Raw genomic sequence first — 25,357 nt, 5'->3', positions numbered from 1 at the left:
GCGGGAGTTCTCGATGTCAGCAGACCACCTAGGAGTGACATGGTCGACGGTCCGAGCACGCCGGGCCCCCTGTTCGTCGAGGCGCGCGGGGCCGTGCGGGTCGTGACGCTGAACCGCCCCGACGCGCTCAACGCCGCCGACGAGACGCTGCACCCGGCGTTGGCCCAGGTGTGGCCGGAGCTGGACGCGGACCCGGAGGTCCGCGCGATCGTCCTCACCGGGGCGGGCACGGCGTTCTCGGCGGGCGGCGACCTCGGCCTCCTGGACAGGATGGTCAAGGACGTCGAGCTGCGTGCCCACATCATGGCGGAGGCGGCGGACATCGTCCGTGGGATGACGTCCGTGCGGGTACCGATCGTCGCCGCAGTCAACGGGCCGGCGGTCGGTCTCGGCTGCAGCCTGGCCGCCATGAGCGACCTGGTGGTCATCGAGGAGCACGCGTACTTCGCCGACCCGCACGTGGCGCTGGGGCTGGTCGCCGCCGACGGCGGGGCCCTGACCTGGCCGTTGCTGACCAGCCTGCTGCGCGCCAAGGAGTTCATCCTGCTGGGCGACCGGCTGCCGGCGCAGGAGGCGCTGCGCCTCGGCCTGGCCAACCGGGTGGTCCCGACGGGGACATCGGTCACCACCGCCGTGGAGCTGGCGACCCGGCTGGCCGCGCTGCCCCCGCAGGCGGTCACCGAGACCAAGGCGATCCTCAACGGCGCGCTGCACCACGCGATGACGTCCTCGCTGTCGGCGGCGCTCGACCGGGAGACGGCGTCGTTCGACGAGCCGGCGTTCCAGCGCAACCTCGCGGCGATGCTGAGCCGGGCGGCCGGCCGGGCGAGCCGGTGAGCGCCCTGGCCGGGCTTCCGCGCGCCCCGGCCGACCGCGCCGCGCGCCACCGTGCGGACGGGCTGTGGGACAACCGCCTGCTCGCCGACGGCGTCGAGGCGGGCGCGGACCGCCGTCCCGACGTCGTGGCGGTCGTGGACAACGACCGCGGGCTCTCCTATGCCCAGCTGGCGACGGCCGTGGCGGCGGGCGTGACCGCCCTGGCCGCGCGGGGCGTCCGGGCGGGCGACGGCGTCGTGCTCGTCAGTGGCAACACCCGTCATGGAGTGATCGCCTACCATGCGCTGCTGCGCGCCGGAGCGACAACGATCCTGCTGGACCGCCGGTGCGGGGTCGCGGACCTGCGCGTCGCCCTCGACGCGCTCTCGGCGCGGCCCCGGGTGATCGTGCCGGCGGCCGAGGCCGAGCGGCTCGCCGAGCCGTTGGCCGAGGCGGCCGAGGTCGTGCCGCTGGAGCTGTTCGACGAGGTGAGTGGGCCTCCAGGCGAGCCTTCCGGATCGGCCGAACCTTCCGAACCTTCCGAACCTTCCGGCTCGGCCGGCTCGCGGCCGCCGTCGCCGTGGGCGCGGGCCTGGGCGGAGCCCGACCGCGACCGCGCCGCGGTGGTGCTGTTCACGTCGGGCACCACCAGCCGGCCTAAGGGTCTCGTCCACTCGCTCAACACGCTCACCGCCGGCGCCGACAACATGGCATGGACCACGTCCGCGGACGAGAGCACCGTGGTCTTCCTCGTCAGCCCGCTCACCAGCATCACCGGCCTGTCGCAGATCCACCTCGCGGCGGACCGGCACGCGACCCTGGCGCTGGAGGACCGGTTCGAGCCGGAGCGGACGCTGCGCCAGATGAACGCCGTCGGCGCGACCCTGCTGGGCGGCGCGCCGGTCATCGCCGAGCGCCTGCTGCGGGCCGCCGTGGCCGCCGGGCCGGACGGCGCCGGGATCGGCCTGCGGACGCTGGCGCTGGGCGGCGCGATGCTGCCGCGCCCCCTGCTGGAGCTGGCGACGGACACCTTCGGGATCGAGATCGCCCGGGTCTACGGCTCCTCCGAGGCGCCCACCTTCTCCGGGAGCCTGCCGGGCGACGACCGTGAGCGGCGGCTGTCCGACGACGGCGCGCTCCTGCCGGGCAGCGAGGTGCGCGTCGGCTCCAGCCAGCACCCGCGGGAGGGCCTGTTGCGTGGCCCCAACCTGTTCCTCGGCTACCTCGACGCGGCGGACAACGAGGCCGCGTTCGAGGACGGCTGGTTCCGCACCGGCGACCAACTCGAGCTGCATGACGGCCGGCTGACCGTTGTCGGCCGGCTCAAGGAGGTCGTCAACCGCAACGGCCTCAAGATCTCGCTGACCGAGATCGACGCCGCGCTGGCCGACCTGCCAGGAGCCGTCGAGGCCGCCTCCTTCGGCATGCCCGACCCGTCGACCGGCGAGCGGCTCGCCGTGGCCGTCTGGCCGGACGGCGGCGCCGCCGTCACCCTCGCCGCCCTCGTGGCCCACCTGGTCGCCCGGGGAACGGCGACGCGCAAGCTGCCCGAGCAGCTCGTCCGCTGGGACGCACCGCTGCCCCGGACCGCCTCGGGCAAGGTCGTCCGGTCCCGGCTGGTGATCGAGACGCCCGGCAGGGACAGCGACCTGGCCGCCCGGCTGACGGGCGGCTGACTCCGAGACCCCGGTCGGGTCGCCAGCCCCGCGGCCCGACCGGTCGGAGATCATCACATATGTCGAAGTCGACGTCGATATTTACTACACTGGCGCCGTGACCGGCCTAGCGATCGAGGACCAGTTCGCCGTGCGCGCGACGCTCGCCCGGTACTGCCACCGCTGCGACGACGGCGATCTCACCGGCGTCGTGGCGCTGTTCACCGCCGACGGCGTCCTCATCCACGGCGACCGGACTGCCCGTGGCACGGCCGAGTTGCTGGAGTTCTTCCAGAGCACCCAGAGCAGACCCAGCCAGCGGGGCAAGCATGTGACGGTCAACGCGGTGCTGGAGCACGGTGGGAGGGGCCTGGTCCGGGTGGTGGCCGACTTCGTGTTCCTGCGCTTCGCGGGCGACCGGCTGGTTCCGGCGATCACCGGCCGCTACCACGACGAGATCGTCCGGGTCGACGGCGCCTGGCGGTTCGCCCGGCGCGAGGTACACACCCTGGAGAAACCCGGGTGACCGGCCCGGGCCGGCGCGGCACCTCGCCGAGCCGACGGCCGGCGCCGCAGCCAGCCGCGACGGGCTGGTCGGCCGGGCGACCGGCCGGCCAGGATGTTCCGTACACCTCTGACGGCCGCCAGGAGGAGTTCTGATGCTTCCCTCACCCGAGGACCAGGTGGCCATCGGCGGCCTGCTGGCCCGCTACTGCCTGACGCTCGACCTCGATGACGTGGAGGGCTGGGTCGGCCTGTTCACTCCGGACGCCAGCTACCTGGTGTACGGGCGTTCCTTCGACGGTCATGACGCGCTGCGCGCCATGATGGCCGCGGCTCCGGGCGGACTGCACCTCGGTGGACCGCCGGTCATCGACATGGTCGGTCCGGACGAGGCCCGTACGAGCCGCAACCTGCTCTTCGTCGACCGTTCCGACGGCGTCGCGCGGCACGCCGTATACAGCGACGAGCTCGTCCGGACCCCGGATGGCTGGCGTATCAGCCGCTGCCGGTGCCAGTTCATCACGCCGGACGGTCTGTCCGACCGGCCCGCGCGCCCTAAGAAGCCCGCCCCGAAAGCGTGACGGCCACCAGCCCCGCCCTGACGACGTCGCCCCGCTCCGCTGACGCTTGATTGTGATTTCTGCCCTCCGATGGTCGTGCCCGCGGCCCTTTCACGACCACCGGAGGGTGCGAACGGCGATCACGTCATGGGTGGTCGCGGTAGTGGTCGTCCGGGGTGGGCTCGGACCGGCGGGGACTTCCGCGGTTCGATAGCGACCCGGACGAGAAGGTGCTCACGGCGGTCTGATCCCTCCGGGCGGTCTCGCCAGTGGCGAATGTCGAAGTTGACATCGATATTGCTACATGGGACAGTGTATTCACCGTCAGCCCGGTCAGACGGGACGGCCCTACGGCCGTGGCGGGGGGCCGAGGCGGGTTCAGCGACGCCGGCGCTGCCTGCCCCGGCTCGCCCACCGGTCGTGCAGGCTCCTGGTAATCGCCGCGAGGCGGCCAGGGTGACCGCACGAGGGGAAACGATGAGCACCGATTTCCGCACTGTCGGCCGTGGGCTGTCGAACTGGGGACGTTGGGGGGCCGACGACGAGGTCGGCACGCTGAACCTGATCACACCGGCTCGGGTCGCCGCGGCGGCCGCGCTGGCGCGCACGGGTCGCGTCTTCGACCTCGGCTACACCCTCTCGGCGAACGGTCCGCAGATCGGGTTAGGGGGGCGGGTCAACCCCGTCCATCTCATGTCGATGACCGGGCAGCCCCCGCTCCCCGACGGTGCCGGGATCGCCGACGACTTCGTCTTCATGCCCCTGCAGTGCGCCACGCAGTGGGACGGCCTCGCGCACGTCTCCTACGACGGCCGCTGCTACAACGACGTGCCCGCATCGTCGATCACCGCGCGGGGAGCCGAGCGGCTCGCCATCGACCGGCTGGCGCGGGGCGTCGTCGGACGCGCCGTGCTCGTGGACGTCGCCCGCGTCCACGGCGTCGCCTGCCTGGCCCCGGACCACGGGATCGGCCCGGACGAGCTCGACGCGGCCCTCGACCGGCAGGGCGTGTCGCTGGAGGCGGGCAGCATCCTGCTCGTGCGGACCGGCTGGACCCGGAGGTTCACCGAGGGCTCGGCCGCCGAGTTCATGAGCGGTGAGCCCGGGCTCACGCTGGAATGCTGCCAGTGGCTCCGAGAGCGCGACGTCGCGGCCGTCGCGGCCGACAACTGGGCGGTCGAGCGGTATCCGAGCGGCGACCCGAACGCGATCATGCCGGTGCACTACGTGCTCATCCGGGACATGGGCATGACGCTCGGCGAGATGTTCGACCTGGAGGTCCTCGCCGCCGACTGCGCGGCGGACGGTGTCTACGAGTTCCTCCTGTGCGCGCCGGTCCTGAAGGTCGCGAAGGGTGTCGGGACGCCCCTCAACCCGCTGGCGGTGAAGTAACGCCGGTCCACCGGGCCCCGCTGGCGGCAGCCCGTCGCCGGGACCAGGCGGCTGTCGGCGGGCGGAACGAGCGGGCGGAACGAGTGGTCAGCCGACCTTGCGGTCCGCGCCCGCCCAGTAGCGCTGGCGCAGGGCCTTCTTGTCCGGCTTGCCGACGGCGGTGAGCGGGAGGGCGTCGGCGAACTCGACGCTCTTGGGGGCGTGGTGGGAGCCCTTGCGCTCCTTGACCAGCGCGGCGAGTTCCGTCGCCAGCTCGTCGGACGACACCGCCGTGCCGGCGCGGAGCACGACGACGGCCTTGACGGCCTCGCCCCATTTCTCGTCGGGCACGCCGATGACGGCGGCCGCGGCCACCGCGGGGTGCGTGGAAAGCACGTCCTCGATCTCACGGGGAAAGACGTTGAAGCCGCCGCTGACGATCATGTCCTTCTTGCGGTCCACGATCGAGTAGAAGCCGTGCTCGTCCTGCCGGGCGATGTCGCCGGTGTGCAGCCAGCCGCCAGTGAGGGTCTCGGCGGTCTGCTCCGGCTTGTTCCAGTAGCCCTTCATGACCAGCGGCCCACGCACGCAGATCTCCCCGGGCTCGCCGCGCGATACCTGGTGCCCCTCGTCGTCGAGCAGCGTGACCTTCAGCCACGGCACCGGTCGTCCGCAGGACGCCAGCCGGGACAGGTCGTCCGGGTCGTGCTCCTCCTTGCGCAGCACGAACACCGTCTGGGGCGCCTCCGTCTGCCCGTAGAACTGGAAGAAGACCGGCCCGATCCGCCTGATGGCCTCCCGCAGCCGGGTGGGCGACATCGCCGAGGCTCCGTAGAAGACCGTCTGGAGGCTGGAAAGGTCGGTCTGGTCGAGCCGGGGATGGTCGAGGATCGCGTAGATCATCGCCGGGACGAGGAAGACCGACGTGATGCGGTGGCGTTCGATGGCGTCGAGGACCGCGCCGGCGTCGAACCTGGGGAGCACGACCACGGAACCGCCCTGGTGCAGCACCGGGACGATGAAGGGCGCGCCCGCGTGGCTCAGGGGTGTGCAGACGAGGTGGCGCAGATCGGTCGGCCACTGCCATTCGGTGAGCAGGATCTGCGTCATCGCGGCGCTGCTGCGGTAGGTGGCCATCACGCCCTTGGGCTGCCCGGTCGTCCCGCCGGTGTAGGCCACCGCGGAGATCCCCTCCGCATTGAGGCGGGGCGCGACCAACGGCAGCGGGTCGTGGTCTTCCGCGAGCGCGCTCAGATCCTCGCCGACGTCGCACGGCCCGAACGACAGCAGCCGCTTCAGGGCCGGCACCCGCTCCTGGAGCCGCGCGGCCCGCTCGGCGAAGGACGGGTCGAACACCAGCGTCTCGATCTCGGCGTCCTCGATGACGTACGCGTGGTCGTCGAGCGATCCTAGGGGATGCAGCGAGGTGTTGCGGGCGCCCGCGACCATGTAGGCACCCATCGCGTACAGCACCTCGGGGCGGTTCGTGGAGAGCATGGCGACGCCGCTGCCGGGCCGCACCCCCTTCGCCGCGTAGACCTGCGCGTACCGGCTGATCCGCGCGCTGAGCTGGGCGCCGGTCAGGACGCTGCCCCCGAGGTGGATCGCGGGCCGGTCAGGGTGGCGGCGCAGCGCGGCGATCAGCAGATCAGGAAGGAAGACGCCGCGGTACAGGTCCGCCGCCTCGTCGGGCAGTGCGCCGCTCATGGTGGTGCGACCTCCTGCTTCTAGACGTGTCAAGTGGACACTTGCTCACTTGCTCACGTGGTTACTTGGCGGGGAACCGCTGCGCGGCGTCGAGCCGGATGTTCTCCCCGTTGAGATAGGAATTTCGGATGATCGCCTCGACCAGCAGGGCGAACTCGACGGGGCGGCCCATCCGGGGCGGGAAGACGATGCTGGCGACCAGCTTGTCCTTCAGCCCCTGGGAGGCGCTGAGCATGAGGTCGGTGCCGATGGTGCCGGGCGCGATGCCGCACACTCGGATACCCAGCGGCGCCAGGTCACGGGCGAGGGGCAGCGTCATCCCCAGGATGGCCGCCTTCGCCGACGCGTACGCGACCTGGCCGGCCTGTCCTTCCAGCCCCGCCAGCGACCCGGTGTTCACCACGACGCCGCGCTGACCGTCCTCGTCCGGCGCGTTCGCTCCCATCGCGGCGGCCGCCAGCCGGGTCACGTTGAACGTGCCGAACGCGTTCTTCGCCATCGTGTCGACGAACGTCGCCATGTCGTGCGGTGCCCCGTCGCGGCCGACGGTGCGCGCCGGGCGGGTGCCGCCGCCGGCCACGTTGACCACGATCGACAGGGTGCCGAGCGACCGGGCGGCGTCGATCGCGGTCCGCACGTCGGCCTCGGCGGTGACGTCGCCGACGATCGCCGCCGTCGCGGGCCCAAGCTGGGCCGCGAGGTTCCTCGTGCGCTCGCCGTCCCGGTCGAAGATCGCGACACCGATGCCGAGCTCGACGAGGTGGCGGACGGTGGCCGCGCCGAGGCCGCCGGCGCCGCCCGTCACGATCGCCGACGTGTCTGTCAGGTTCATGAGCCGCCTTCCGTGGCAAGGCCCGCCGTCAGGCTCACGCCCCCGCCGTCGATGAGCCTGAGGCAGTGGTCCGGGTCGGGCCGCGAGCCGTTCGTCAGGACCGTCCGTTCGCTCGCGTCGGCGGCCAGATGCAGGACCTCGGACGCCATGAGGTCGCCCGCGAAACGAATGAAGAAGGCCAGCGGGATGGTCGTGAGGCACAGGTCGGCCGGGCCGATGTCCCGCCAGCCCTGCCGCTGGGCCAGCGCGGCGGTCAGCAGCGTGCGCAGCACGCCCTGGCCGGCGATGACGTCGCGCTCGACGACCAGGTCGTCGAGCCGCAGCCAGGTCATCGCCGCGCCCTTCGCGCTGCCCTGGCGGTGGATCGTCTCCACGAGGGCCGCCCGGTCGGTCCTCGTGACGCTTCCGCCCGCGTGCGTCACGAGGGTGAACGTCGGACCCAGCGTCGTCCCCACGCGGTCGGCGTCACCGATCAGCTCGCCGGCGAGACGCTCACGGAGCAGCCGCAGCCCGCTGTGCTCGGGTGTCTCGACCAGTCGTTGCTCGATGAGCCGGAACGCCTGCAGAACATCGTCCTCGTCCGGTCCGGTGTCGGTCGTCATGCGTGGTCTCCCACTGCTCCGGTGCGACGTCAGGCCCGCGGCGGCGCGCCGGGTCGCAACAGAATCTATTGACTGTCTCATGCTGAGTCGATTGATTGCTCCTGTCTCGCCATGCGACCAGGCTTGGCCCGACGGCGCACCAACGCGGGTTCACGTCCCGATCTGGCCGGCGGCTTGCGGTGCCACTGGTTGGTGCCCGTCCACTTCTTGAGGGAGATAAGACATACATGCCATAGTGTGTCGCCATGCGACATGCGTGTCGTCGTGAGTCGCAGTCGCGCTGCGTCGTAAGGGGACAGGACAGATGGCACCTAAGGACATCGGCGCGCTGCGTGGCGCCGACGAGACCCTCAACCATCAGTTAGCGGACACGTTCGCCACCGTGGCGGAGTCCGATCTCGCCTGGACCGAGAAGATCTGGGGCTCGCTGGCGAGCACCGACGGATCCCTGCAGGTCGACTTCGGGCTGGGCAAGTACCACAACCGGGGCATCATCGACGGCTTCGCCGGCGTCTCCCGGGGCCGTGCGCAGTGGACGGTCCGAGGCAGCCGGGAACTGCGGAGCGACCCGGAGGAGACGGCCGTCGGCCCGATCCACTACGAGATCGTCGCGCCGCTGAACCAGGTGTGGTTCCGGCTGGAGCCCAACGACGTCCAGCCCATCTCCTTCGACCTCGTCCTGTCCGGGGTGACGCCGCCGTTCTTCGAGGACCGCAACCTCGTCCGCAACCGTCGCACCGGCCGGGTGGACGTCAACGTCATCCGCTACCACCAGGGCGGCTGGGTGTCGGGCACCGTGACGGTCGACGGCGAGACCCACGAAGTCCGCCCCGAGGCGTGGTTCGGCTACCGGGACCACTCGTGGGGTGTCCGGCAGGCCGTCGGGGCGCCGCCGACGGACCTGATCCGGAGCCGGACGCCGCGACAGGAGACACAGGTCAAGGGCGGCATGAAATGGACGCCGGCCTTCCTGCGCCGGCCCGACGGCTCCTACTACGAGACCGCTATCTTCATCGCCGAAGGCGCCTGGGGATACACCTCCGCCTATCTGAACTCCTCCGACGGCACCCAGCTGAAGATCCGCGACGCCGAGCCGCGCATCGAGTACGACACCCGTACGCGGTTCGTGAAGGGCGGGGAGCTGCGCCTCACGATGGACTCCGGCGAGAAGCGGGTCATCGAGGTCGAGGCCCTGGGCGAGTCCGGCTTCTTCCTGAAGACCGGGGGATACGGCTCGTGGGGTGGGCACATCCACGGGTCGTGGCTGGGAAAGCTGCACCTCGACGGCGAGTACTTCGAGGACTGCTGGAGCGAGGAGAACCTGGGCGTCCTCGGCCAGCTTCGCGACACGCCGGTCCGGGTCCGGGAGGGCGACGCGGTGGGCTACGGCATCCTGGAGAGCCTCATCTACGGCGAGTGGCCCGAGCTCGGCCTGACGGCGGACTCCGACCACCAGGTGTCCTTCGCGTGACGGGCGCGACGACGGCGACGGCCGCCGAACGGCGGGTCAACGTTCTCGACCCCGAGTTCTACGTGGACCCGTGGGACTCGTACCGCTGGCTGCGCGACGAGGCCCCGGTCTTCTGGGACCCGGCACAGAAGCTGTGGGTCGTCTCCCGTTTCCAGGACGTCCTGGCGGTGGAGAAGGACGGCGCCCGGTACTCGTCGTTCTACGGCTCCCGGCCGCACATCGACCTGCGCGAAGACCAGTCCATGATCAATATGGACGACCCGGACCACCAGGCCCAGCGCAACGTGGTGGCCCGGCGCTTCACGCCGCGCGCGGTGCGCAGTCACGAGCAGCATGTCCGCGGCCTGGTCTCGGAGATCCTCGACGCCGTGACACCGCTGGGGGAGTGCGAGGCGATCGAGTCCATCGCCTCGCGGCTTCCCGCCATCGTGATCGGCGACCTGCTCGGGTACCCGCGGGAGATGTGGGAACGGGTCCGGTACTGGTCGGAGCAGATCATGCTGCTGTCCGGCAAGACGTCGCCGGACGGCCCGCCGCACGTCACCCACCCCGGGCTCATCCCCGTCATCAAGGACTTCATCAGGACCACCGCGCAGATCATCGAGGCCCGCCGAGCGGAGCCCCGCGATGATCTCATCTCGCTGTGGGTGACGACCCCGGAGTGGGACACCAAGCGCGTTCTCGACGAGACCATCCTTGTCCTCGACGGCGGGGCGGAGACGACCCGGACCGTGATCGGCACGATGATCCGTGACCTCGCGTTGTACCCCGAGCAGCGGCGGCTGCTGCGGGAGCGGCCCGAGCTGCTCGCGCACAGCGCGGTCGAGGAGTTCATCCGGTGGGTGTCGCCCGTCCTGAACATGAGGCGCACCGCGACGGAGGACCACGAGCTGCACGGGCAGCACATCCGCGAGGGTGACGAGATCCTGCTGCTCTATCCCGCCGCGAACCGTGACCCACGGGCCTTCACCGACCCTGACGTTCTCGACGTGTCGAGAACGTCCGCGCGGCATCTCGCCTTCGGATTCGGTACCCACGTGTGCCTCGGCGCCCATCTCGCCCGCCTCGAGATCCGGGTGATGTTCGAGGAGCTGCTGCGCAGGATGCCGGACTGGGAGCTGGTCGACCCGGACGAGCCCGCGATCCTTCCGGCCACCTTTGCCAGGGCGTACGACCGCATCCGCATCCGCTTCACCCCGAGCTGACCACGGCTCACCCGAGCTGACCGGCCGCGAACACAGGGAGCATGTCGAGCGATGCGAACCGAGGACGCTCTCGAGCGGCTCACCTCATGGTTACGGGAGCGGATCCCGTCCGCGACCGACGTCCGGGTCGAGAATTCCAGCCGCGTCACCTTCGGCCACTCGGCGGAGATGCTGATGCTGGCGCTCGCCTGGCGCACCGGAACCGAGCATCATCGCCGGGATGTCGTGCTGCGCCTGCGCCCGCCGTTTCCGGGCCTGCTGGAGCCGTACGACATGACCCGGCAGTTCACCATCCTGCGGGCACTGGAGAACACCGACGTCCGCGGTCCCGCCGTGCTGTGGCTCGACGAGTCGGGCGAGGTGCTCGGGCGGCCGTTCTACGTGATGGAACGGGTCGTTGGGGACGTCTACGAGCAGGAGACACCGACGGAGTTGGTGGAGCGTCCGGCGACGCTCCACCGTATGACCCAGGCACTCGTCGAGCAGCTCGCCGCGATCCACTCGGTGGACCTGTCCGGTACGGGCCTTGCGGCCCTGGGCGACGGCCGGTCGTATGTCGACGACCAGCTCGACCACTGGACGGCCGAGATGCGCCGGGTCCAGCGCGCCGAGCTCCCGTCGCTGGAACGGCTGCTCACCGAGCTGCGGGACCGGAGGCCCACTGCGTCCGAGCGCGTCACCCTGGTTCACGGCGACCCGAAACCCGGGAACTTCGCGTTCGTCGACGGCGAGGTGACCGGAGTGTTCGACTGGGAGATGGCCGGGATCGGGGACCCGCTCGCCGACGTCGGATACCTCGACCTTCTCTGGAAGACACCCGTCTTCTTCACGAGCCGGCCGTCGGCCCTGACCGCCGACGAGGCGCTCGCGTACTACGAGGAGCTCACCGGCATACCGGTCCGGCATCGAGAGTGGTACCGGGCGTTCCAGTCGTTCAAGACCTGCGTGATTCTTCTCGTCGGCGCCATGCTGTTCGACGCGGGCGACACGGACGACCTCAGGTTCGGCCTGATGGGGATGGGTATTCCGCCCTACACCCGGCGGGCGCTGCGCGGATTCGGCATAGACGAGCCGCTGCCTTCCGGGCCCGTCGAGCCGCGGCCGGAGCGTCTCCTGGCGGTCCGTGGGACCTCCGCGGGCCCAACTCGCTGACCACCATCGGACGTGAGCCGACGAGCCCGCGATCAAGGAAGACGGAGGCATGGAGATGACGAACGAGGTTGACGGGCTGTCGGTGCTGGTCACGGGCGGCGGTACCGGCATCGGCGCGGGCATCGCGCGGCGGCTGGCGGCCGAGGGCGCCTGGGTCACCGTCTGCGGCCGCACGCAGGCCTCCCTGCGGTCCACGGTGGACTCGATCAACGACGAGGCCGGCCGTGAGGCGGTCCGATACGAGATCGCGGATGTCACCAGCGAGCCGGATGTCCAGCGGGTCATCGAGGCCGCGGCCGGCTGGCGCCAACGCCTCGACGGTGTGGTCGCGAACGCCGGCGGCGGTGGCGCGCTGGCGCCTCTACATGCCCAGAAGGTCGACGAGTTCACCCGCGTCCTCACACTGAACGTCGTCGGCACGCTGCTGCTGGTCAAGCATTCGGTTCCGCTGTTCGCCCGGGCCGGCGTGGGCTCGTTCGTCGCCATCTCCTCCATCGCCGGGCACGTCACCCACCCCTACTTCGGGGCCTACCCGGTGGCGAAGGCCGCCGTGGAGGAGCTCATCCGCAACGCCGCCGACGAGTACGGGGCCGCGGGTATCCGGTTCAACGCCGTCCGCCCGGGACTCACGTCGACGGAGATCATGAGCTGGGCGACACCGGGCTCGCCGGTCTACGAGAGCTACGACGAGAACACCCCGCTCGGAGGCGCATCCGATGTCGACGACGTCGCGCAGCTCGTCAGTTTCCTGCTGTCGTCCCGCGCCGGGCGGGTGACCGGGCAGATCGTCAACGTTGACGGCGGCCTCAGCCTGCGCCGGGGCCCGGACTACTCGGCCCTGGTCGCGCCCCGGTTCGGGGGGAGGGACGCCCTGCTGGGGAAGGCGGAACCGGCCCGCGCCGGACCGTGAAACGGGCGACGAGTGGCTGGACGATGCGCGTCGGGTCTCCCGCCAAGGCGTTCCCGCCGGGCGTCGGGCCTGCCGTGCGCGGCGCGGTGCGCGGCGGTCCGCTCCCACCGCGGGCCGTGCGGGCCACGGACTGGTCGGGGGTGTCGGCCCATGTCACGGGGACGGACGGATGCCGCGCCGCCTCTACCATGGCTCCATGACGGTGGTCGCCGAAGAGGATGGCGCGGGACAGCGCACACCAGGATGGTGGGGGAGCGACAGCGCGCTGCTCGACGACGAGGAGGCACGCCGGCGCCTGGTCGCGGCCACGGGTCGCTGCCTCGCGCGGCGGGGCACCAGCCGGATTCGCGTCGAGGAGGTGGCCGTCGAGGCCGGCGTCTCCCGCTCCACGGTCTACCGGTACTTCAAAGGCCGCAATGAACTGATCCTCGCTGTTCTGCTGAGCAGGGTCGACGTCGCCATGCAGGGCGTTGTCAGCTCTCTTCCGCGGCCAGAAGACGCGTCGAGCTCGATCTGTGACGTGTTCCTGAAGTGCACGGACCTGATCAACGGTGACGCCATCAACGAGGCGCTCTTCGCCACGGGAAGCCGACCGCTCGCGGAGTCGCTGGAACTGACCGAGGAACCCATCGTCGACGCCGTGTACCGCCACCTCCGGCCGCTCCTGCGGCAGTGGCAGGAGGGCGGACAACTCGCCGCCGACCTGGACCTCAAGGAGACCGTCCGCTGGATGATGGCCGCGGGCGTCATCATCATGAGCCCCCCGTGGTCCAGCTGGTCGCCGGCAGGGAAGCGGGAGTTCGTCGACAGATACATCGTGCGCGCACTCGTCGGTCCGTACAGCGCGCGGGAGACCAACAACGCCTGATCCGAGGCAAGGAAGTAGACGACGCTCGCGATCTTGTTGGCTCCGCGAACCGGCCCAGCGGCGCGTTCTCGACGCGAGCGACGCGGTCACGGTGTGCCGGAGGGCGGGCTGGTGGTTGAGCGTTGCCCGTCCTCCGGCTCCCGTGGGAGGTCAGTCCGGGATCGGGGTGTTGGCGAGGACCTTGTATTCGGCGGGCTGGCCCTTGTCGTCGAAGGTGGTGGACAGCCCGCCGCGGACGCAGACGGCCTGGGAATCGGTGACGGCCTCGCCGTTGCAGCGGAACTTCATCCCGCCGGCACCCGGGAGTTCGATCTCCTTCATGGCCTTGATGGTGGAGGTGATGGCCGCCGGGGTGATGTCACCCGAGATGCCATCCGTGGCTGCCTGGAGGCCGGAGAGCAGCGTGAACATGATCATGCCGTCCTGGAAGCTGAGGTCGATGTCCTTGCCGTAGGTCTCGGCGACCTGCGTGTAGAGGCGCATCGACGGGCTGTCCGGGCCCAGTGGCGCGGTGGCGGCGACGACCATGCCCTTGAGAGTGCTGCCGGGGACGGACTTGCGGGTGGCGTCCGTGACGCACTGGGAGATGCCGCTGATGGTGCCGGTGAAGCCGACGGCCTTGAGGCCGTTCATGGCGCTGATGCAGAACGAGTCGTTACCGATGATGAACACCTGGTTGGAGCCGTTCGACACGACCTGCTGCATCTGCGGCGTCATGTCGGCGGTGCCCGGCGCGACCCGGACGAGCTCGTAGCCGACGCCGGCCTTCGCGAACAGCGGCGGCGCGACCTCCTGCACGGAGTGCAGCGCGGCGGGGACGTCGATCACGATCGTCGTGACCTTCTTGTTGCCCTTGTCCTTGGCGAGCTGGATCGCCAGGTCGACGAAGCCGAAGGTCGGGTTGCCCAGCACGAAGGTCGTGGGGCTGGTCAGCACGGCTGGCTCGCCCGAGGTGTAGAGCATGACGGGGACCTTGGCGTCGTTCAGTGGCTTCCAGGCGGCCTCGACGACGGCGGATGTGCCGATGACGGCGGCGGAGACACCGTCCTCGACCAGTTGGTTACCGCAGTCGGCGGCCTTGGACAGGTCGCCGAGGGTCTCGCAGACCGTCAGCTCGATGGGTCGGCCGCCGATGCCGGCCTTGTGCTCGTTGAGGTACTTGACGGTAGCCTGGGCCACCTTGTTGTCGTTGGTGTGGTCGGCGGTCGGGCTCGCCCCTTCGGTGATGACACCGATCTTGACTGGCGCGCCGGATGCCTTGTCGATCGGGCCGAGAATGTCCGTGGAGCCCGCGGAGCCGCTTGCCGAAGCGGTCGGGCCGCTCTGGTCGTCGGAGCCGCCACCGCAGGCCGAGACGAAGGTGAGGCCCGCGGCCAGGACGGCGATGCCAGCCAGCCGTAGCCCGGTCGGGCGGGTGGAGGATCGCGCGGACGCGATGGCCCAGCGCGGTCGGGCACCCGCCCGCCGACCGGTCGTTGTGCGGGTGTGCGGCATGTTCTTCACCTTGTCGTCGGACGTCGAGTCACTGTGAGGATCGCTGATTTGTTCGCCTGAATCGACCGAAGGCCCGCCGGATGATGCGCCCCCGGATTTCCTGTTCGCTCGTGGCGACCCACGCAAAGGGCTGCGGGGGCCTGCGTATATCGTTGTTCGGATCCCCTGGGGGAGTCCGGCGGAGCGGACTGGCTCACCGCGTCCGTGGGCACGCGCTTTCCGGGCGCGCCGCTAGAAGCCGCGTCTCATCTCGGCCACGCCGGCGTGGGTGCGCACGGTGGCGGCGACGCCGCTGTCGCAGACGTTGGAGCTCAGGTGTTGGAGCTCAGGTGTTGGCGGTCAGGCCGAGGACGCGGGCGGCGTTGTGGCGCAGGAATTTGGGCCAGACGTCGTCCTTGAAGCCGACGTGGGGGAGCTCGGTCATGATGCGGTCGAGGGTGAGGCCCATGGGGAAGTAGCCGCCGTAGAGGATTTTGTCGGCGCCCCGGGTGTTGGCGTAGTCGATGATGTTCGCGGGATAGTAGCGTGGGGCGAAGGCGCTGGTGGAGTAGTAGAGGTTCGGCCATTTGAGCATGAGTTTGACGGCGAGGTCGGTCCACGGCTCGGCGCCGTGGCGCATGACGAACACCAGGTCGGGGAAGTCGTACACGACCTGGTCGATGAGCTCGACGCGTTGGGCCATGGACGGCACGCGGGGGCCGGCGATGCCGACGGTGACGAAAATGGGGATGTCGAGCTCGACGCATTTGGCGTAGATCGGGTACATCTGGGGTGCGTCGATGGCGACCTGTGGCTGCCCGCCGTGCGGGAAGACGGCCGCGGCCCGGATGCCCCAGGTCTCGTGCGCGCGGACGAGTTCGCGGATGCCGGTCATGCCCTTGTTCGGTTCGCAGGTCCAGGAGCCGGTGAAGCGACCGGGGTGTTCGGTCAGTGCCCGGCTGGCGACCGGTTCGTTCGCGCTGACGCTGACCAGGGCGATCTCGATGCCGTGCCGGTCCATCTCGCCGAGTACGAGCGCGACAGGGTCGACGTCGTCGGGGACGTGGTTTTCGGGGATGTCGTGGAACATGTACTGCGCCGGCATCGCGAACTCCTCCCGTGACTGCCGGTCGCGCAGCACCGAGCGGATCTGCTGGTAGAGCGCGGCCGGGTCCTGCGGGAACCCGACCATCGTGTCGATCACCCCGACGTCGAACGGCCGGGGCCGGGCGGCGGATGGGTCCGGTGGGAGAGCTGGGACCACCTCGGCACCTTTCGTGACGTTGCCGTCGGGACGGCGCGGCCAGGACGGCCGCCGCGGGCTGGATGCTGGCGCCGGCCGGGCATCGCCGCGGCGTCGGTGCGCCCGGCGGCGGTCGCCTGGTGGACGGCTTCGACCATAGCCATGATCGTCGTTAATGTCGACATCGATATTGATATGAGGTAACGTCCGCCGTGGCGGTGGATGTGTCGTGCCTACCCGCGGTGGACTCCACCCGCGGTCTGGTTCCCGGTCGCACGGGGCTCGATGCGGGCGGCGGGCGGCCGAGCCACCTGGTGACCTGATGCGGTACTCGTCGGGCACGACCGGGCTGCGCCGGCGGTTTGGCCGTCCGTTACTCCCGGTAGAAGGCGGCCTGCCGCGGTCGGGCACCGCGGGCTCTGGCGGTGCCAGGTACGACGGCCACCGTCAGGCTTCGGTCTATATCGACGTCAACGTTGACAATCGAAACGTGAAGGCGGTCTCATGGGTGGTGTGGGACAGGATGTACGGGACGCGTGGATCTTTGACTTTGACAGTCACTACTACGAGGCGCGTGATGCGTTCACCCGGTATCAGGACCGTTCGTTGGGTGGTCGGGGTGTGCGCTGGGCGGAGGTCGATGGGCGTAGTCGGTTGATCGTCGGGGGCAGGGTCAACAGCTACATCGCGAACCCGACGTTCGACCCGGTGGCGCGTCCCGGGGCGCTGTATGCGTGGTATCGGGGGAATCCGGAGCGTAGGGGTATCCGGGAGGCGTTCGGGGTGCTGGAGCCGATCCGGGCGGAGTACCGGGACCGGGACGCGAGGGTGCGGGCTCTGGACGGGCAGCGGGTCTTGGGCAGCCTGCTGTTCCCGACGCTTGGCGTCGGTCTGGAGGAGGCGCTCAGGGACGATCCGGACGCGGCGGCGAAGGTGTTTCATGGTTTCAACCGGTGGCTGGCGGAGGACTGGGGCTATCGGTATCAGGGCCGGTTGTACGCGGTGCCCTACATACCGTTGCTGGATCCGGCCGCCGCCGTGGCCGAGTTGCGGGTGGTGCTTGATGGCGGTGCTGTCGCGGTGAACGTGCGTAACGCGCCGGTGCCGGTGGCGGGGGGTTACCGGTCGCCGTTCGACGCGGTGTATGACGGGTTCTGGGGGCTGGCGGAGGAGGCGGGTGTCGTGGTGGCGACGCATGCCGGGGTTGATGGTTATGACGCGTTGGTGCGGATGTGGGAGCCGGGGCGGGAGGAGCAGTCGGTTCTGCGGTCGCCGTTGCGGGGGGTGTTGACGAAGGGTCGGGCGGTCACGGACTTCTACGGTGCGGCGTTGTGTCATCTGGTGTTCGAGCGTTTCCCGGGGCTGCGGATGGCGAGTGTCGAGAACGGCGCGAGCTGGATTCCGGACCTGTTGCACCGACTCGACGACGTGGCCGGCCGCAATCCGGGCTACTTCAAGGAGCATCCCCGGGAGGTGTTCGGGGAGCACGTCTGGGTCACGCCGTTCTGGGAGGACCGGGTGGATGACCTGCTCGCTGATGTGCGGGTCGACCGGCTGCTGCTGGGTTCTGACTGGCCGCACGCGGAGGGCGTCGTCGAGCCCGTCGACTTCGTCACCGAGTCGTTGGCGGGTCTGCCCGAGGACGACGTCCGGAAGATCTCCCACGACAACGCACTGCAGGTCCTGGCCCTCTCCGCCATCTGACCAGCGGGTCAGTCTCCCCCGCCGGAGACCATGCCAGGGCCGCCGGTCGCCGGCCGGCGGCACGGCGGAGATTCCGCTGGCATTCGACAATCTGAATTCTCGGGCGGGCCTGGCAGTCGCCACCCGAACGGCGCCTGCCCAGTCGGCCCCGAAGCCCGATACCCGAAGTCCCGTGAACCGGCCGCGGGCCGCTGGGCCCGCGGCCGGTTCAGGTTGGCGGACTACTGGTCGAGCCGGTGGCCGCACCAGCGGTCGCGGCCGGTGGGGCCGGGGACGAGGTCGTAACCGGTACCGGCGTCGTTGACCCGCATGAAGGTGTAGCAGGTGGCGATCTGGCCCCAGTCCTTGGTCATGTCGACGGGGCCCGGCAGCAGGCCGCCGGCGTCGTATGTGCTGGCTCGCAGGGCGTCGATGTACTGGGCGCGGGTGGGACAGGCGCCGGCTTTGTCGAGGCCGTAGAGGAACAGGTCAGTGAGGATGTAGGTGACGAGGGCCAGCTCCTGGTCGGGTGGCTGGATTTCGGGGGCGTAGCTGCTTATCGCCTGGAGGTACTTCTGGTGGGCGGGGCCGCCGATCTCGAACGGGATGTAGTTGACGGCGGCGGTCAGCCCGCCGAGTGTCTGGCCGTACGTCTTGAGCAGTGACTTGTCGTAGCCGCTGGGCGCAAGGATGACCTTCACCGGTGCGCCGGCTTCGTGGATGCCGCGGACGACCTCGGCCAGGTCGGTGCCGGCGAATGCCGCGGTCACGACATCGGCCCCGGCCTGCTTCAGCTGCTGGCCCAGCTGGACCGGGTTGGTGAAGTTCGGGTTGTAGGTGAAGCGGCCGGGCACGAGCGGGATCCCGGCCGCCGTCAGGCTGGTGCCGATCTTCGATCCGATGTCGTTTCCGGCGGCGGTGACGTCGTTCTGGATGACAGCTGCCTTGGTGCCGCCCTGGGCCTTCGCGAAGTCGCCGAAGGTCGAGACGGACGGGCCGTCGCCGAACAGGTATGTGTAGGCGAACATGTTGCGGTAGCCGTGGTCCGCCCAGAAGGTCTCGGCTGGTATTCCCGTTGCCGGGATGCTGTGGTCACGCAGGTAGCCTGCGCCCTGGGCGGCGGCGATGGATGCCTCGACGAGTCCGAAGACCTTCTGGTTCTCGACGAGGTCGCGGACGACCTCGAGGTTCTGGGCGGGCGTACTGGTGTCGTCGCGCCAGGTGTAGATCAGCTTGCGGCCGTGGATCCCGCCGGCCGCGTTCGCCTCCTCGATCCGCGCGACGAACCCGCCCCTGGCGGCGCTCAAGGACGTGGAGCCCGCGCCACTGCCGGGATAGACGAAGCCCAGCCGGATCTCGTTGCCGCTGTACCCGGGGGTGCCGCAGCCGGCGACCGGGTTGTCGCCCGCGCCGCCGGACGCCGAACAGCCCGCGGCCAGCGCTGTGACCAGGGCAGCGACGAATGCCGCGGGCCGCGCCACGCCGCGCCGAGGCCCGGCATGGGCGGCGGGACCGGGCACCGCGTCCCATGGGCGGGAGGACGGCCGATCATGGTGTGGTCGCCGGCGGAGGCGCCATGCGGGCCAGCCGCCATTTCGGGGATCATTCTGCTTGTCAAGCATCCCGTCACCCCCGGCTCAGGGCGAGTGGCCCTCGCGCGGCGGACCGGGCGCGGGGGCAATGGCCTTGGACTTTGTACCGACTAGGCACGTTGATCTCCGGGTCGTTTCTCTTCGGTATTTGTCAGGGCTCGAGGGCACGTCGTGAGACGACGGCCCACTCGGGCACGCGCCTGCCTGGGGCCGGCGACGGTCTCGACGAAGCGTGGTCCATGGCGGCTCTTGCTCCCCGACTAGCTATCGACGTTGACGTCGACCTCGACATCCGCGAACCTTAGCGGGTGGGTGTTGGCACAGTGACGACGGGCTGGGCCTAGCGGGCTCTCCCGGACGCCGGAGTGCCGCGGCGCCTTCCGGTGACGGCCGGCGCCCCGCGGAGGGCGCTGGAATGGGAACCGGGCCGGCCTCCGCGACCGAGAACGCACCCGAGCGTGCCGGGTGTGGGTGGCTCGGTCGTCCTCCAGTCCTGACCTGTCGATCTGCTCCGGCCTCACTCGTCAATGCTGTGTCAGCGTCGAACCGATCCGAGAGGACGTCTCATGCGCTACACGATCCTGCTGCACTACCGGGAGCTGATGGCGACGGGCGAGCTCGACGAGGCCGCCGTTCAGGACGGTATGGCCGCCTTCCAGAAGTACGCCGCCGACCTTGACGCGGCGGGCGTTCTTATCTCCGCCGAGGTGCTCGGCGACTCGTCGGCCACCACGACCGTGCGCAGCGTCGACGGCGAGTTCCGCGTGCAGGATGGCCCGTTCGCCGACACCAAGGAACAGCTCGCCGGCACGTTCGTGATCGACGTCGCCGACCTGGACGCGGCGCTGGGGTGGGCGAAGCGGGCGCCCTCGGTCGCGTGGGGGCCGGTCGAGGTACGGCCGGGCATGACCCACTGGCAGGACGGCGCGTGGACATCGAGGCGGTGACCGACCTGCCCGCGCGCGTCCCCGACGAGGTCCGCGCCGCCGCCGAGGGCGCGGCGCGGACCTCGTACGGCCGGCTGCTCGCCCTGCTCGCCGCACCGACCCGGGACATCGCCCTCGCGCAGGACGCGCTCGCCGACGCCTTCGAGCAGGCGCTGCGCACCTGGCCGGCCTCGGGCATCCCCGGCAACCCCGGAGGGTGGCTGCTCACCGTCGCCCGCAACCGTCAGCGCGACGTGCTCAAGTCGGCTGCCCACCGCATGTCGGCGCCTCTTCCCATGGCCTCCGACGCCGATACCGTCGCGGCCGTCGCGATCGACCCGCTCGCCGCCGTCGATCCGGATGCGATCCCCGACAAGCGCCTGGAGCTCCTGTTCGCCTGCGCCCACCCCGCGATCGCGCCCGAGGTGCGGACCCCCCTCATGCTCCAGACCGTGCTCGGCTTCGACGCGGCCAGCATCGCCGCCGCGTTCCGCGTGCCTTCAGAGACGATGGCGCAGCGTCTGGTCCGGGCGAAGCGCCGCATCCGCGCCGCCGGCATTCCGTTCACCGTCCCGACCCGTGCGGACCTGCCCGAACGGCTCGGCTTCGTCCTCGAGGCGATCTACGGTGCCTACACGATCGACTGGGAGTCGCTCGGCTCTCCCGACGCCCGTGTCGCGCCGCACGAGTCGCTCGCGGCGGAGTCGCTCTATCTCGCCGTCACTGTCGCGGCGCTGCTCAAAGTCGAGCCCGAGGCGTGGGGGCTCGCCGCGCTCATCGCGCTCTCGTCGTCCCGCGCCCCCGCGCGTTGGCCTGGCGACGTGTTCGTGCCTTTCGCGCAGCAGGATCCCGAGCGCTGGGACACGGCCCTCATCCGCGAGGGCGAGGCCTACCTGCGCCGGGCCCACGCGCTCGGGTCCCCTCTCGGCCGGTTCCAGATCGAGGCCGCGATCCAGTCAGTCCATGCCGACCGCCGACGTACCGGCACGACCGACCAGGACGCCCTGCTCCGGCTCTACCGGGCACTCGTCAACATCGCGCCGACCCAGGGCGCCCGCGACGCACTGGCCGCCGTCGAGAGAAACCCATCGGGGGAGATCTCCCCGACGCGGGGCTCATAGCGGGACGTGGCCACCGACCAGCCCGCGCCCGGTCCGGACGTCCTGGTCAGTCGATCCAGGTCAGCACCGCGTCCCCGCCGGTGGCGGCGTCTCGGAGGAACACGGTCAGGTTGGTGAAGGTGTCGCGGCCCCATTCCAAGGGGAGGCGCCTGTGCCAGGGGGCCAAGCTCACGGCCGCGTCCCGTTTGTGCAGTGTCTGGGCCTACGATGCGGTCTGTGATGATCCCTCCTGGCGGGGAAGGTGGGGCTGACCCTCTTCTCGACAGCCTTCGGCGCGCGGTCGCAGCGATGCCGGACGATCTGCCGCTGCGGCTCCTCCTCGCCGAACATCTGTTGCTGCAGGGCCTGGGGGACGAGTCGGTGGCCGTGTGCGCGGAGGCGCTGCGGCGGGCACCTGACAATGCGCAGGCCCGGGAGCTCATGGTCCGGGCTCTCGAGCCGACCCCGACGCCCGGACCGAGCGCGCAGACCCATGCCTCGTCCGGAGCCGCGGCCGGCGCGCCGGTCAGCCCTGTCAGCCCGACACATGCGCGGCCGTCCACCGGCTCGTCGGAGCCGGAGGCCGAGGTCCCCGTCGCCGGTCCGCCGGCGCGGGACGACTTCGACTGGGGCGCCGCGGAACGCGATGTCGACGGCGTCGTCCCGCCGGCGTTCGTCGGCGCCGAGCCGGTCGAGGCGTCGCCGGGAGCGCCGGGCCCCGGCGACGCGTGGGACGTGGTCGGCGCCGGGGTGACGCTGGCGGACGTCGGCGGGATGGCGCAGGTCAAGAAGCGGCTGGAACAGGCGTTCCTGGCGCCGATGCGCAACCCCGAACTGCGGCGGATGTATGGCAAGAGCCTGCGGGGTGGGCTGCTGCTGTACGGGCCGCCCGGCTGCGGCAAGACCTTCGTGGCCCGGGCCGTGGCCGGAGAACTGGGGGCGAAGTTCCTGTCGGTGGGGCTGGCCGACGTGTTGGACATGTGGGTGGGCTCGAGCGAGCGCAACGTCCACGAACTGTTCCAGCTGGCCCGGCGGGAAGCCCCATGCGTGGTCTTCCTGGACGAGGTGGACGCGCTGGGCCAGAAGCGTTCGCAGACCCGCCAGTCAGCCACGCGGGGGGCCGTCACCCAGTTGCTCGCGGAGCTGGACGGAGTGGACGGCCTCAACGAGGGCGTGTTCGTCCTGGCGGCGACGAACCAACCCTGGGACGTGGACTCGGCCCTGCGGCGCCCGGGGCGGCTGGACCGCACCCTGCTGGTCCTGCCACCGGACCAGGCCGCCCGGGAGGCGATCTTCCGGCATCACCTCGCGCAGCGGCCCGTCGGGGGCATCGACCTGGGCCGGCTGGCCAAGGCCACCGACGGGTACTCCGGAGCCGACATCGCCCACATCTGCGAGACAGCGGTTGAGCGCGCGCTCCTGGACAGCGTTAGCACCGGCCAGGCCCGCCTGGTCGGCATGCCCGACCTGCAGGCGGCCATCACCGAGGTGCGCCCCTCGATGGGCCCCTGGTTCGACATCGCCCGCAACGTCGTCCTGTTCGCCGACGACGACGGCACCTACTCCGACCTCCGCGCCTACCTCAAGAAGATCAGGCGGCTGTGACCTCCCCTCCTTCATCCGGCGAGGCCACCGGCCTCGACCGTGCCGCCGCCGTAGGGGCGATCGAGAACCTGCTCGACGTCCGCCGGTTCGCGGACGCTCGGGCTCGTGCCGCGGCGCTGCTTGGCGAACAGCCGGACGACCCGCGGGTGCTGTGCCTGCTCGCCCAGACACTGCTGGGCCTGGGCGAGCACGCGAGCGCGCTCCAGACGGCCCAGCGGGCCATCGCGGTCAGCCCTGAGGAGGAGTGGGGTCACCGGCTGGCCAGCCTTGCCTACGAGAAGCTCGGGCAGTACTGGTTTGCCCGAGACGCCGCCCAGCGCGCCACCATCCTGGCGCCACACCGCTGGCAGGCCTGGATCCAGCTCGCCGACACCGCCCACGCCCTGGCCTCGGAACACCAGGCACTCCACGCCGCGACCGAGGCGCTGCGACTGGCTCCTCACAAATCCGCGCCGCATGTCGTCTACGGCAGGCTCCTCATGGAGCGTGATCCCATCCGTGCGCGGTCGGCCTTCGAGGAGGCGCTCCGGGTGGAACCCGGCGACGCCGCCGCCCGGAACAACCTCGCCGTCCTGGACCTCCGGACCAACAATCTCCGCCAGGCCGGCGAAGGGCTTATCCGAGCCGCCGCCGCCAACCCTCAAGACACGGTCGCGCAGCACAACCTGCGCGTGACCGTCCACGCCATCGTCTCGCGGACCTGCCTCGCGGTCTTCGTCTTCACCATTCTGGTCGCCAGGTCCCTGACCATCGTCGGCGAGGCCATGGGCCGGGTCCAGCTCCCTTTCGCGATCATCTGGATCGTCACCGAGGCCCTGGCTCTGGGTTACCTGACCTGGTGGCTGCGCCAGCTCACCGCACCCCTGCGGCGGCATCTCTGGTATCTGGTCAGCCGGGACGCGATCCTCAGCGTCGTGGTCGCCGGCCTTGCCGTCGTGGGCATTCTCGGCACTGTCGGCGTCGTGACCTCCGGACCTGTCGGGCTCACCACTCGGGCCCTCGCGCTGCTTGTCGTCATCGCGGTCCGCATCCTCACCGCGATCTCCGTTCGCCGGCTCAGGTACTAGTCCACCGACTGAGTGCCATCACCGCGCGACACGACGCGATAGAACCCGCTATTCGGCTGGGGCGGTGCGGTGCGGAGCGGCTGACCATGCCCCGGAGCAAGTCTGACGAGATGGGAGCGGTGGTCGAGATCTGTCGGATTCCGGAAGGCTGCGAGGCTCACCAGAGGCTTCAACACCATCGTGAATGGATTGACGGATGACCGGGCTCGAGCCTGGCTCTCAGGGGGTCTCGCCGGCGCTGGTGGCTGAGGCGGAGGCGCGGCAGTCGCGGTTGCGGTGGCGGGTGGAGCTGGCCAGCGGGTTGGGTGAGGGTGCGGCGACGGTCGCCGGGCTGGACGTGTCGTATGAGGTGGGTGGCATGGGCGCTCGGAATCACTGCACATCTCGATGCGCCGTAGCCTCCGGAAGATCCGTGGCGTCCCCTGCCCCCGGCGATCGGATAGTCGACTTCTGGTCCCTGATCCGTTGCTGGGCGGAATCCGCCCGCGCCGGTAGCGTCGATCTCATGGTTGACGGGGAGCCGTCCGGGACTGGCTGTTTTTCCTGCGCGCAGAATGAGGTCGAGTCGGCGAGTCTCCCGCCCAGAGAGCGGATCCTTCTCGGTGACGGTTGGCGGGTGGCGCACGCGTTCACAACTGCCATGCCCGGCTGGCTCGTCGTCGTCGCCCGCCGCCACGTCCTGTCGGTCGCGGACCTCACGCCTGCCGAGGCGGCGGAACTGGGACTGGTGACCTGGCGGCTGAGCAACGCACTCGCCACGGTGCTCGGCTGCCAGAAGACCTATGTCGCCTGCTTCGGCGAGGCCACGGGCTTCGAGCATCTGCACGTCCACGTCATCCCGCGGGCCCCCGACCTGTCCCCGCCCGAGCGCGGTCCGGACGTGTTCGCGTATCTGCGCGAACCAGAGCAACGCCGGGTCCCCGCCGCCGACATGGACCGCATCGCGACCCTCCTGACCAGCCATCTCCATGATTACTGACGCCCTCGACATCATCGGCCGACAGAAGCTGATGCT

General features: G+C 70.5%; 24 protein-coding genes. 16 read left to right on the top strand and 8 right to left on the bottom strand.

Annotated features, from left to right (window positions below; genetic code table 11):
• The first annotated feature begins 39 nt into the window (after positions 1-39).
• The 5 genes from BCD48_RS14155 to BCD48_RS14135 all read left to right on the top strand — a co-directional run bounded on the left by BCD48_RS14155 (position 40) and on the right by BCD48_RS14135 (position 4,927).
• Positions 40-837 carry an enoyl-CoA hydratase/isomerase family protein gene (locus tag BCD48_RS14155; RefSeq protein ID WP_071048817.1) on the top strand — a complete coding sequence of 266 codons (798 nt, stop codon included), beginning with the start codon at positions 40-42 and terminating at the stop codon, positions 835-837.
• A complete protein-coding gene (locus tag BCD48_RS14150) occupies positions 834-2,492 on the top strand; it encodes a class I adenylate-forming enzyme family protein (RefSeq protein WP_071048816.1) in 1,659 nt (552 codons plus the stop codon). Before BCD48_RS14155 ends, BCD48_RS14150 begins: the two co-directional genes overlap by 4 nt.
• Before the next feature lie 97 nt (positions 2,493-2,589).
• Entirely contained in the window at positions 2,590-2,997 is a 408-nt protein-coding gene (locus BCD48_RS14145; protein ID WP_071048815.1) for a nuclear transport factor 2 family protein, read from the top strand.
• Between the two features lie 133 nt (positions 2,998-3,130).
• Positions 3,131-3,556, top strand: a complete 426-nt coding sequence (locus tag BCD48_RS14140) for a nuclear transport factor 2 family protein (RefSeq protein WP_071048814.1) — start codon at positions 3,131-3,133, stop codon at positions 3,554-3,556.
• A gap of 456 nt (positions 3,557-4,012) precedes the next feature.
• Complete coding sequence (locus BCD48_RS14135; RefSeq protein ID WP_071048813.1) at positions 4,013-4,927, top strand: cyclase family protein; 915 nt, start codon at positions 4,013-4,015, stop codon at positions 4,925-4,927.
• 87 nt (positions 4,928-5,014) lie between these two features.
• Here the strand turns inward: BCD48_RS14135 and BCD48_RS14130 are convergent, their stop codons facing one another.
• The 3 genes from BCD48_RS14130 to BCD48_RS14120 form a co-directional block, all read right to left on the bottom strand.
• Positions 5,015-6,613 (bottom strand): AMP-binding protein, encoded by a 1,599-nt coding sequence (locus BCD48_RS14130; RefSeq protein WP_198543236.1) that lies wholly within the window; start codon positions 6,611-6,613, stop codon positions 5,015-5,017.
• A 61-nt stretch (positions 6,614-6,674) separates the two neighbouring features.
• Entirely contained in the window at positions 6,675-7,445 is a 771-nt protein-coding gene (locus BCD48_RS14125; protein WP_071048812.1) for an SDR family NAD(P)-dependent oxidoreductase, read from the bottom strand.
• Positions 7,442-8,047, bottom strand: coding sequence for a hypothetical protein (locus BCD48_RS14120; RefSeq protein WP_071048811.1), 606 nt, complete (start codon positions 8,045-8,047; stop codon positions 7,442-7,444). The genes BCD48_RS14125 and BCD48_RS14120 overlap by 4 nt, the downstream gene beginning before the upstream one ends.
• A gap of 304 nt (positions 8,048-8,351) precedes the next feature.
• Here BCD48_RS14120 and BCD48_RS14115 point away from each other — a divergent pair, with 304 nt between their 5' ends.
• The 5 genes from BCD48_RS14115 to BCD48_RS14095 all read left to right on the top strand — a co-directional run bounded on the left by BCD48_RS14115 (position 8,352) and on the right by BCD48_RS14095 (position 13,653).
• The gene (locus BCD48_RS14115) at positions 8,352-9,518 is read left to right on the top strand and encodes an Rv3169 family protein (protein ID WP_071048810.1); all 1,167 of its coding nucleotides are present in this window, start codon (positions 8,352-8,354) and stop codon (positions 9,516-9,518) included.
• The gene (locus BCD48_RS14110; protein ID WP_071048809.1) at positions 9,515-10,723 is read left to right on the top strand and encodes a cytochrome P450; all 1,209 of its coding nucleotides are present in this window, start codon (positions 9,515-9,517) and stop codon (positions 10,721-10,723) included. The genes BCD48_RS14115 and BCD48_RS14110 overlap by 4 nt, the downstream gene beginning before the upstream one ends.
• Positions 10,724-10,774: 51 nt before the next feature.
• Positions 10,775-11,875 (top strand): phosphotransferase family protein, encoded by a 1,101-nt coding sequence (locus tag BCD48_RS14105; protein WP_071048808.1) that lies wholly within the window; start codon positions 10,775-10,777, stop codon positions 11,873-11,875.
• 55 nt (positions 11,876-11,930) lie between these two features.
• Positions 11,931-12,785 (top strand): SDR family oxidoreductase, encoded by an 855-nt coding sequence (locus tag BCD48_RS14100; protein ID WP_071048844.1) that lies wholly within the window; start codon positions 11,931-11,933, stop codon positions 12,783-12,785.
• A 196-nt stretch (positions 12,786-12,981) separates the two neighbouring features.
• Entirely contained in the window at positions 12,982-13,653 is a 672-nt protein-coding gene (locus BCD48_RS14095; protein ID WP_071048843.1) for a TetR/AcrR family transcriptional regulator, read from the top strand.
• A 150-nt stretch (positions 13,654-13,803) separates the two neighbouring features.
• On the opposite strand, the gene BCD48_RS14090 is transcribed toward BCD48_RS14095, so the two are convergent.
• Both BCD48_RS14090 and BCD48_RS14085 read right to left on the bottom strand, forming a co-directional pair.
• Positions 13,804-15,147, bottom strand: coding sequence for an ABC transporter substrate-binding protein (locus tag BCD48_RS14090; protein WP_083418621.1), 1,344 nt, complete (start codon positions 15,145-15,147; stop codon positions 13,804-13,806).
• A gap of 325 nt (positions 15,148-15,472) precedes the next feature.
• On the bottom strand, positions 15,473-16,390 hold the full coding sequence (locus BCD48_RS14085) for an amidohydrolase family protein (protein WP_198543235.1): 918 nt from the start codon (positions 16,388-16,390) through the stop codon (positions 15,473-15,475).
• Positions 16,391-16,873: 483 nt separating this feature from the next.
• Between BCD48_RS14085 and BCD48_RS14080 the strand changes: the two genes are divergently transcribed.
• Complete coding sequence (locus BCD48_RS14080; RefSeq protein ID WP_071048807.1) at positions 16,874-18,073, top strand: amidohydrolase family protein; 1,200 nt, start codon at positions 16,874-16,876, stop codon at positions 18,071-18,073.
• Between the two features lie 221 nt (positions 18,074-18,294).
• Here BCD48_RS14080 and BCD48_RS14075 read toward each other — a convergent pair whose 3' ends face one another.
• The gene (locus BCD48_RS14075; RefSeq protein ID WP_071048806.1) at positions 18,295-19,533 is read right to left on the bottom strand and encodes an ABC transporter substrate-binding protein; all 1,239 of its coding nucleotides are present in this window, start codon (positions 19,531-19,533) and stop codon (positions 18,295-18,297) included.
• Positions 19,534-20,210: 677 nt separating this feature from the next.
• On the opposite strand from BCD48_RS14075, the gene BCD48_RS14070 reads away from it, so the two are divergent.
• Positions 20,211-20,591: a YciI family protein gene (locus tag BCD48_RS14070; protein ID WP_071048805.1), complete on the top strand. Its 381-nt coding sequence runs from the start codon at positions 20,211-20,213 to the stop codon at positions 20,589-20,591.
• Positions 20,573-21,691, top strand: a complete 1,119-nt coding sequence (locus tag BCD48_RS14065) for an RNA polymerase sigma factor (protein ID WP_083418609.1) — start codon at positions 20,573-20,575, stop codon at positions 21,689-21,691. The genes BCD48_RS14070 and BCD48_RS14065 overlap by 19 nt, the downstream gene beginning before the upstream one ends.
• A gap of 46 nt (positions 21,692-21,737) precedes the next feature.
• Here the strand turns inward: BCD48_RS14065 and BCD48_RS54875 are convergent, their stop codons facing one another.
• On the bottom strand, positions 21,738-21,863 hold the full coding sequence (locus tag BCD48_RS54875) for a hypothetical protein (RefSeq protein ID WP_274536526.1): 126 nt from the start codon (positions 21,861-21,863) through the stop codon (positions 21,738-21,740).
• Between the two features lie 35 nt (positions 21,864-21,898).
• Here BCD48_RS54875 and BCD48_RS14060 point away from each other — a divergent pair, with 35 nt between their 5' ends.
• Entirely contained in the window at positions 21,899-23,275 is a 1,377-nt protein-coding gene (locus BCD48_RS14060; protein ID WP_083418608.1) for an AAA family ATPase, read from the top strand.
• Positions 23,272-24,342 (top strand): tetratricopeptide repeat protein, encoded by a 1,071-nt coding sequence (locus BCD48_RS14055; RefSeq protein ID WP_071048803.1) that lies wholly within the window; start codon positions 23,272-23,274, stop codon positions 24,340-24,342. Before BCD48_RS14060 ends, BCD48_RS14055 begins: the two co-directional genes overlap by 4 nt.
• A gap of 219 nt (positions 24,343-24,561) precedes the next feature.
• On the opposite strand, the gene BCD48_RS51245 is transcribed toward BCD48_RS14055, so the two are convergent.
• Positions 24,562-24,702: a hypothetical protein gene (locus BCD48_RS51245; RefSeq protein WP_157910496.1), complete on the bottom strand. Its 141-nt coding sequence runs from the start codon at positions 24,700-24,702 to the stop codon at positions 24,562-24,564.
• Positions 24,703-24,958: 256 nt separating this feature from the next.
• Between BCD48_RS51245 and BCD48_RS14050 the strand changes: the two genes are divergently transcribed.
• Positions 24,959-25,321: an HIT family protein gene (locus BCD48_RS14050; protein WP_349308016.1), complete on the top strand. Its 363-nt coding sequence runs from the start codon at positions 24,959-24,961 to the stop codon at positions 25,319-25,321.
• Positions 25,322-25,357: the final 36 nt, after the last annotated feature.

The organism is Pseudofrankia coriaricola, assembly GCF_001854805.1.
Taxonomy (GTDB): Bacteria; Actinomycetota; Actinomycetes; order Frankiales; family Frankiaceae; genus Pseudofrankia.
The sequence above is the reverse complement of the archived record's forward strand: the minus strand, read 5'-3'. Positions and strand labels throughout refer to the sequence as shown.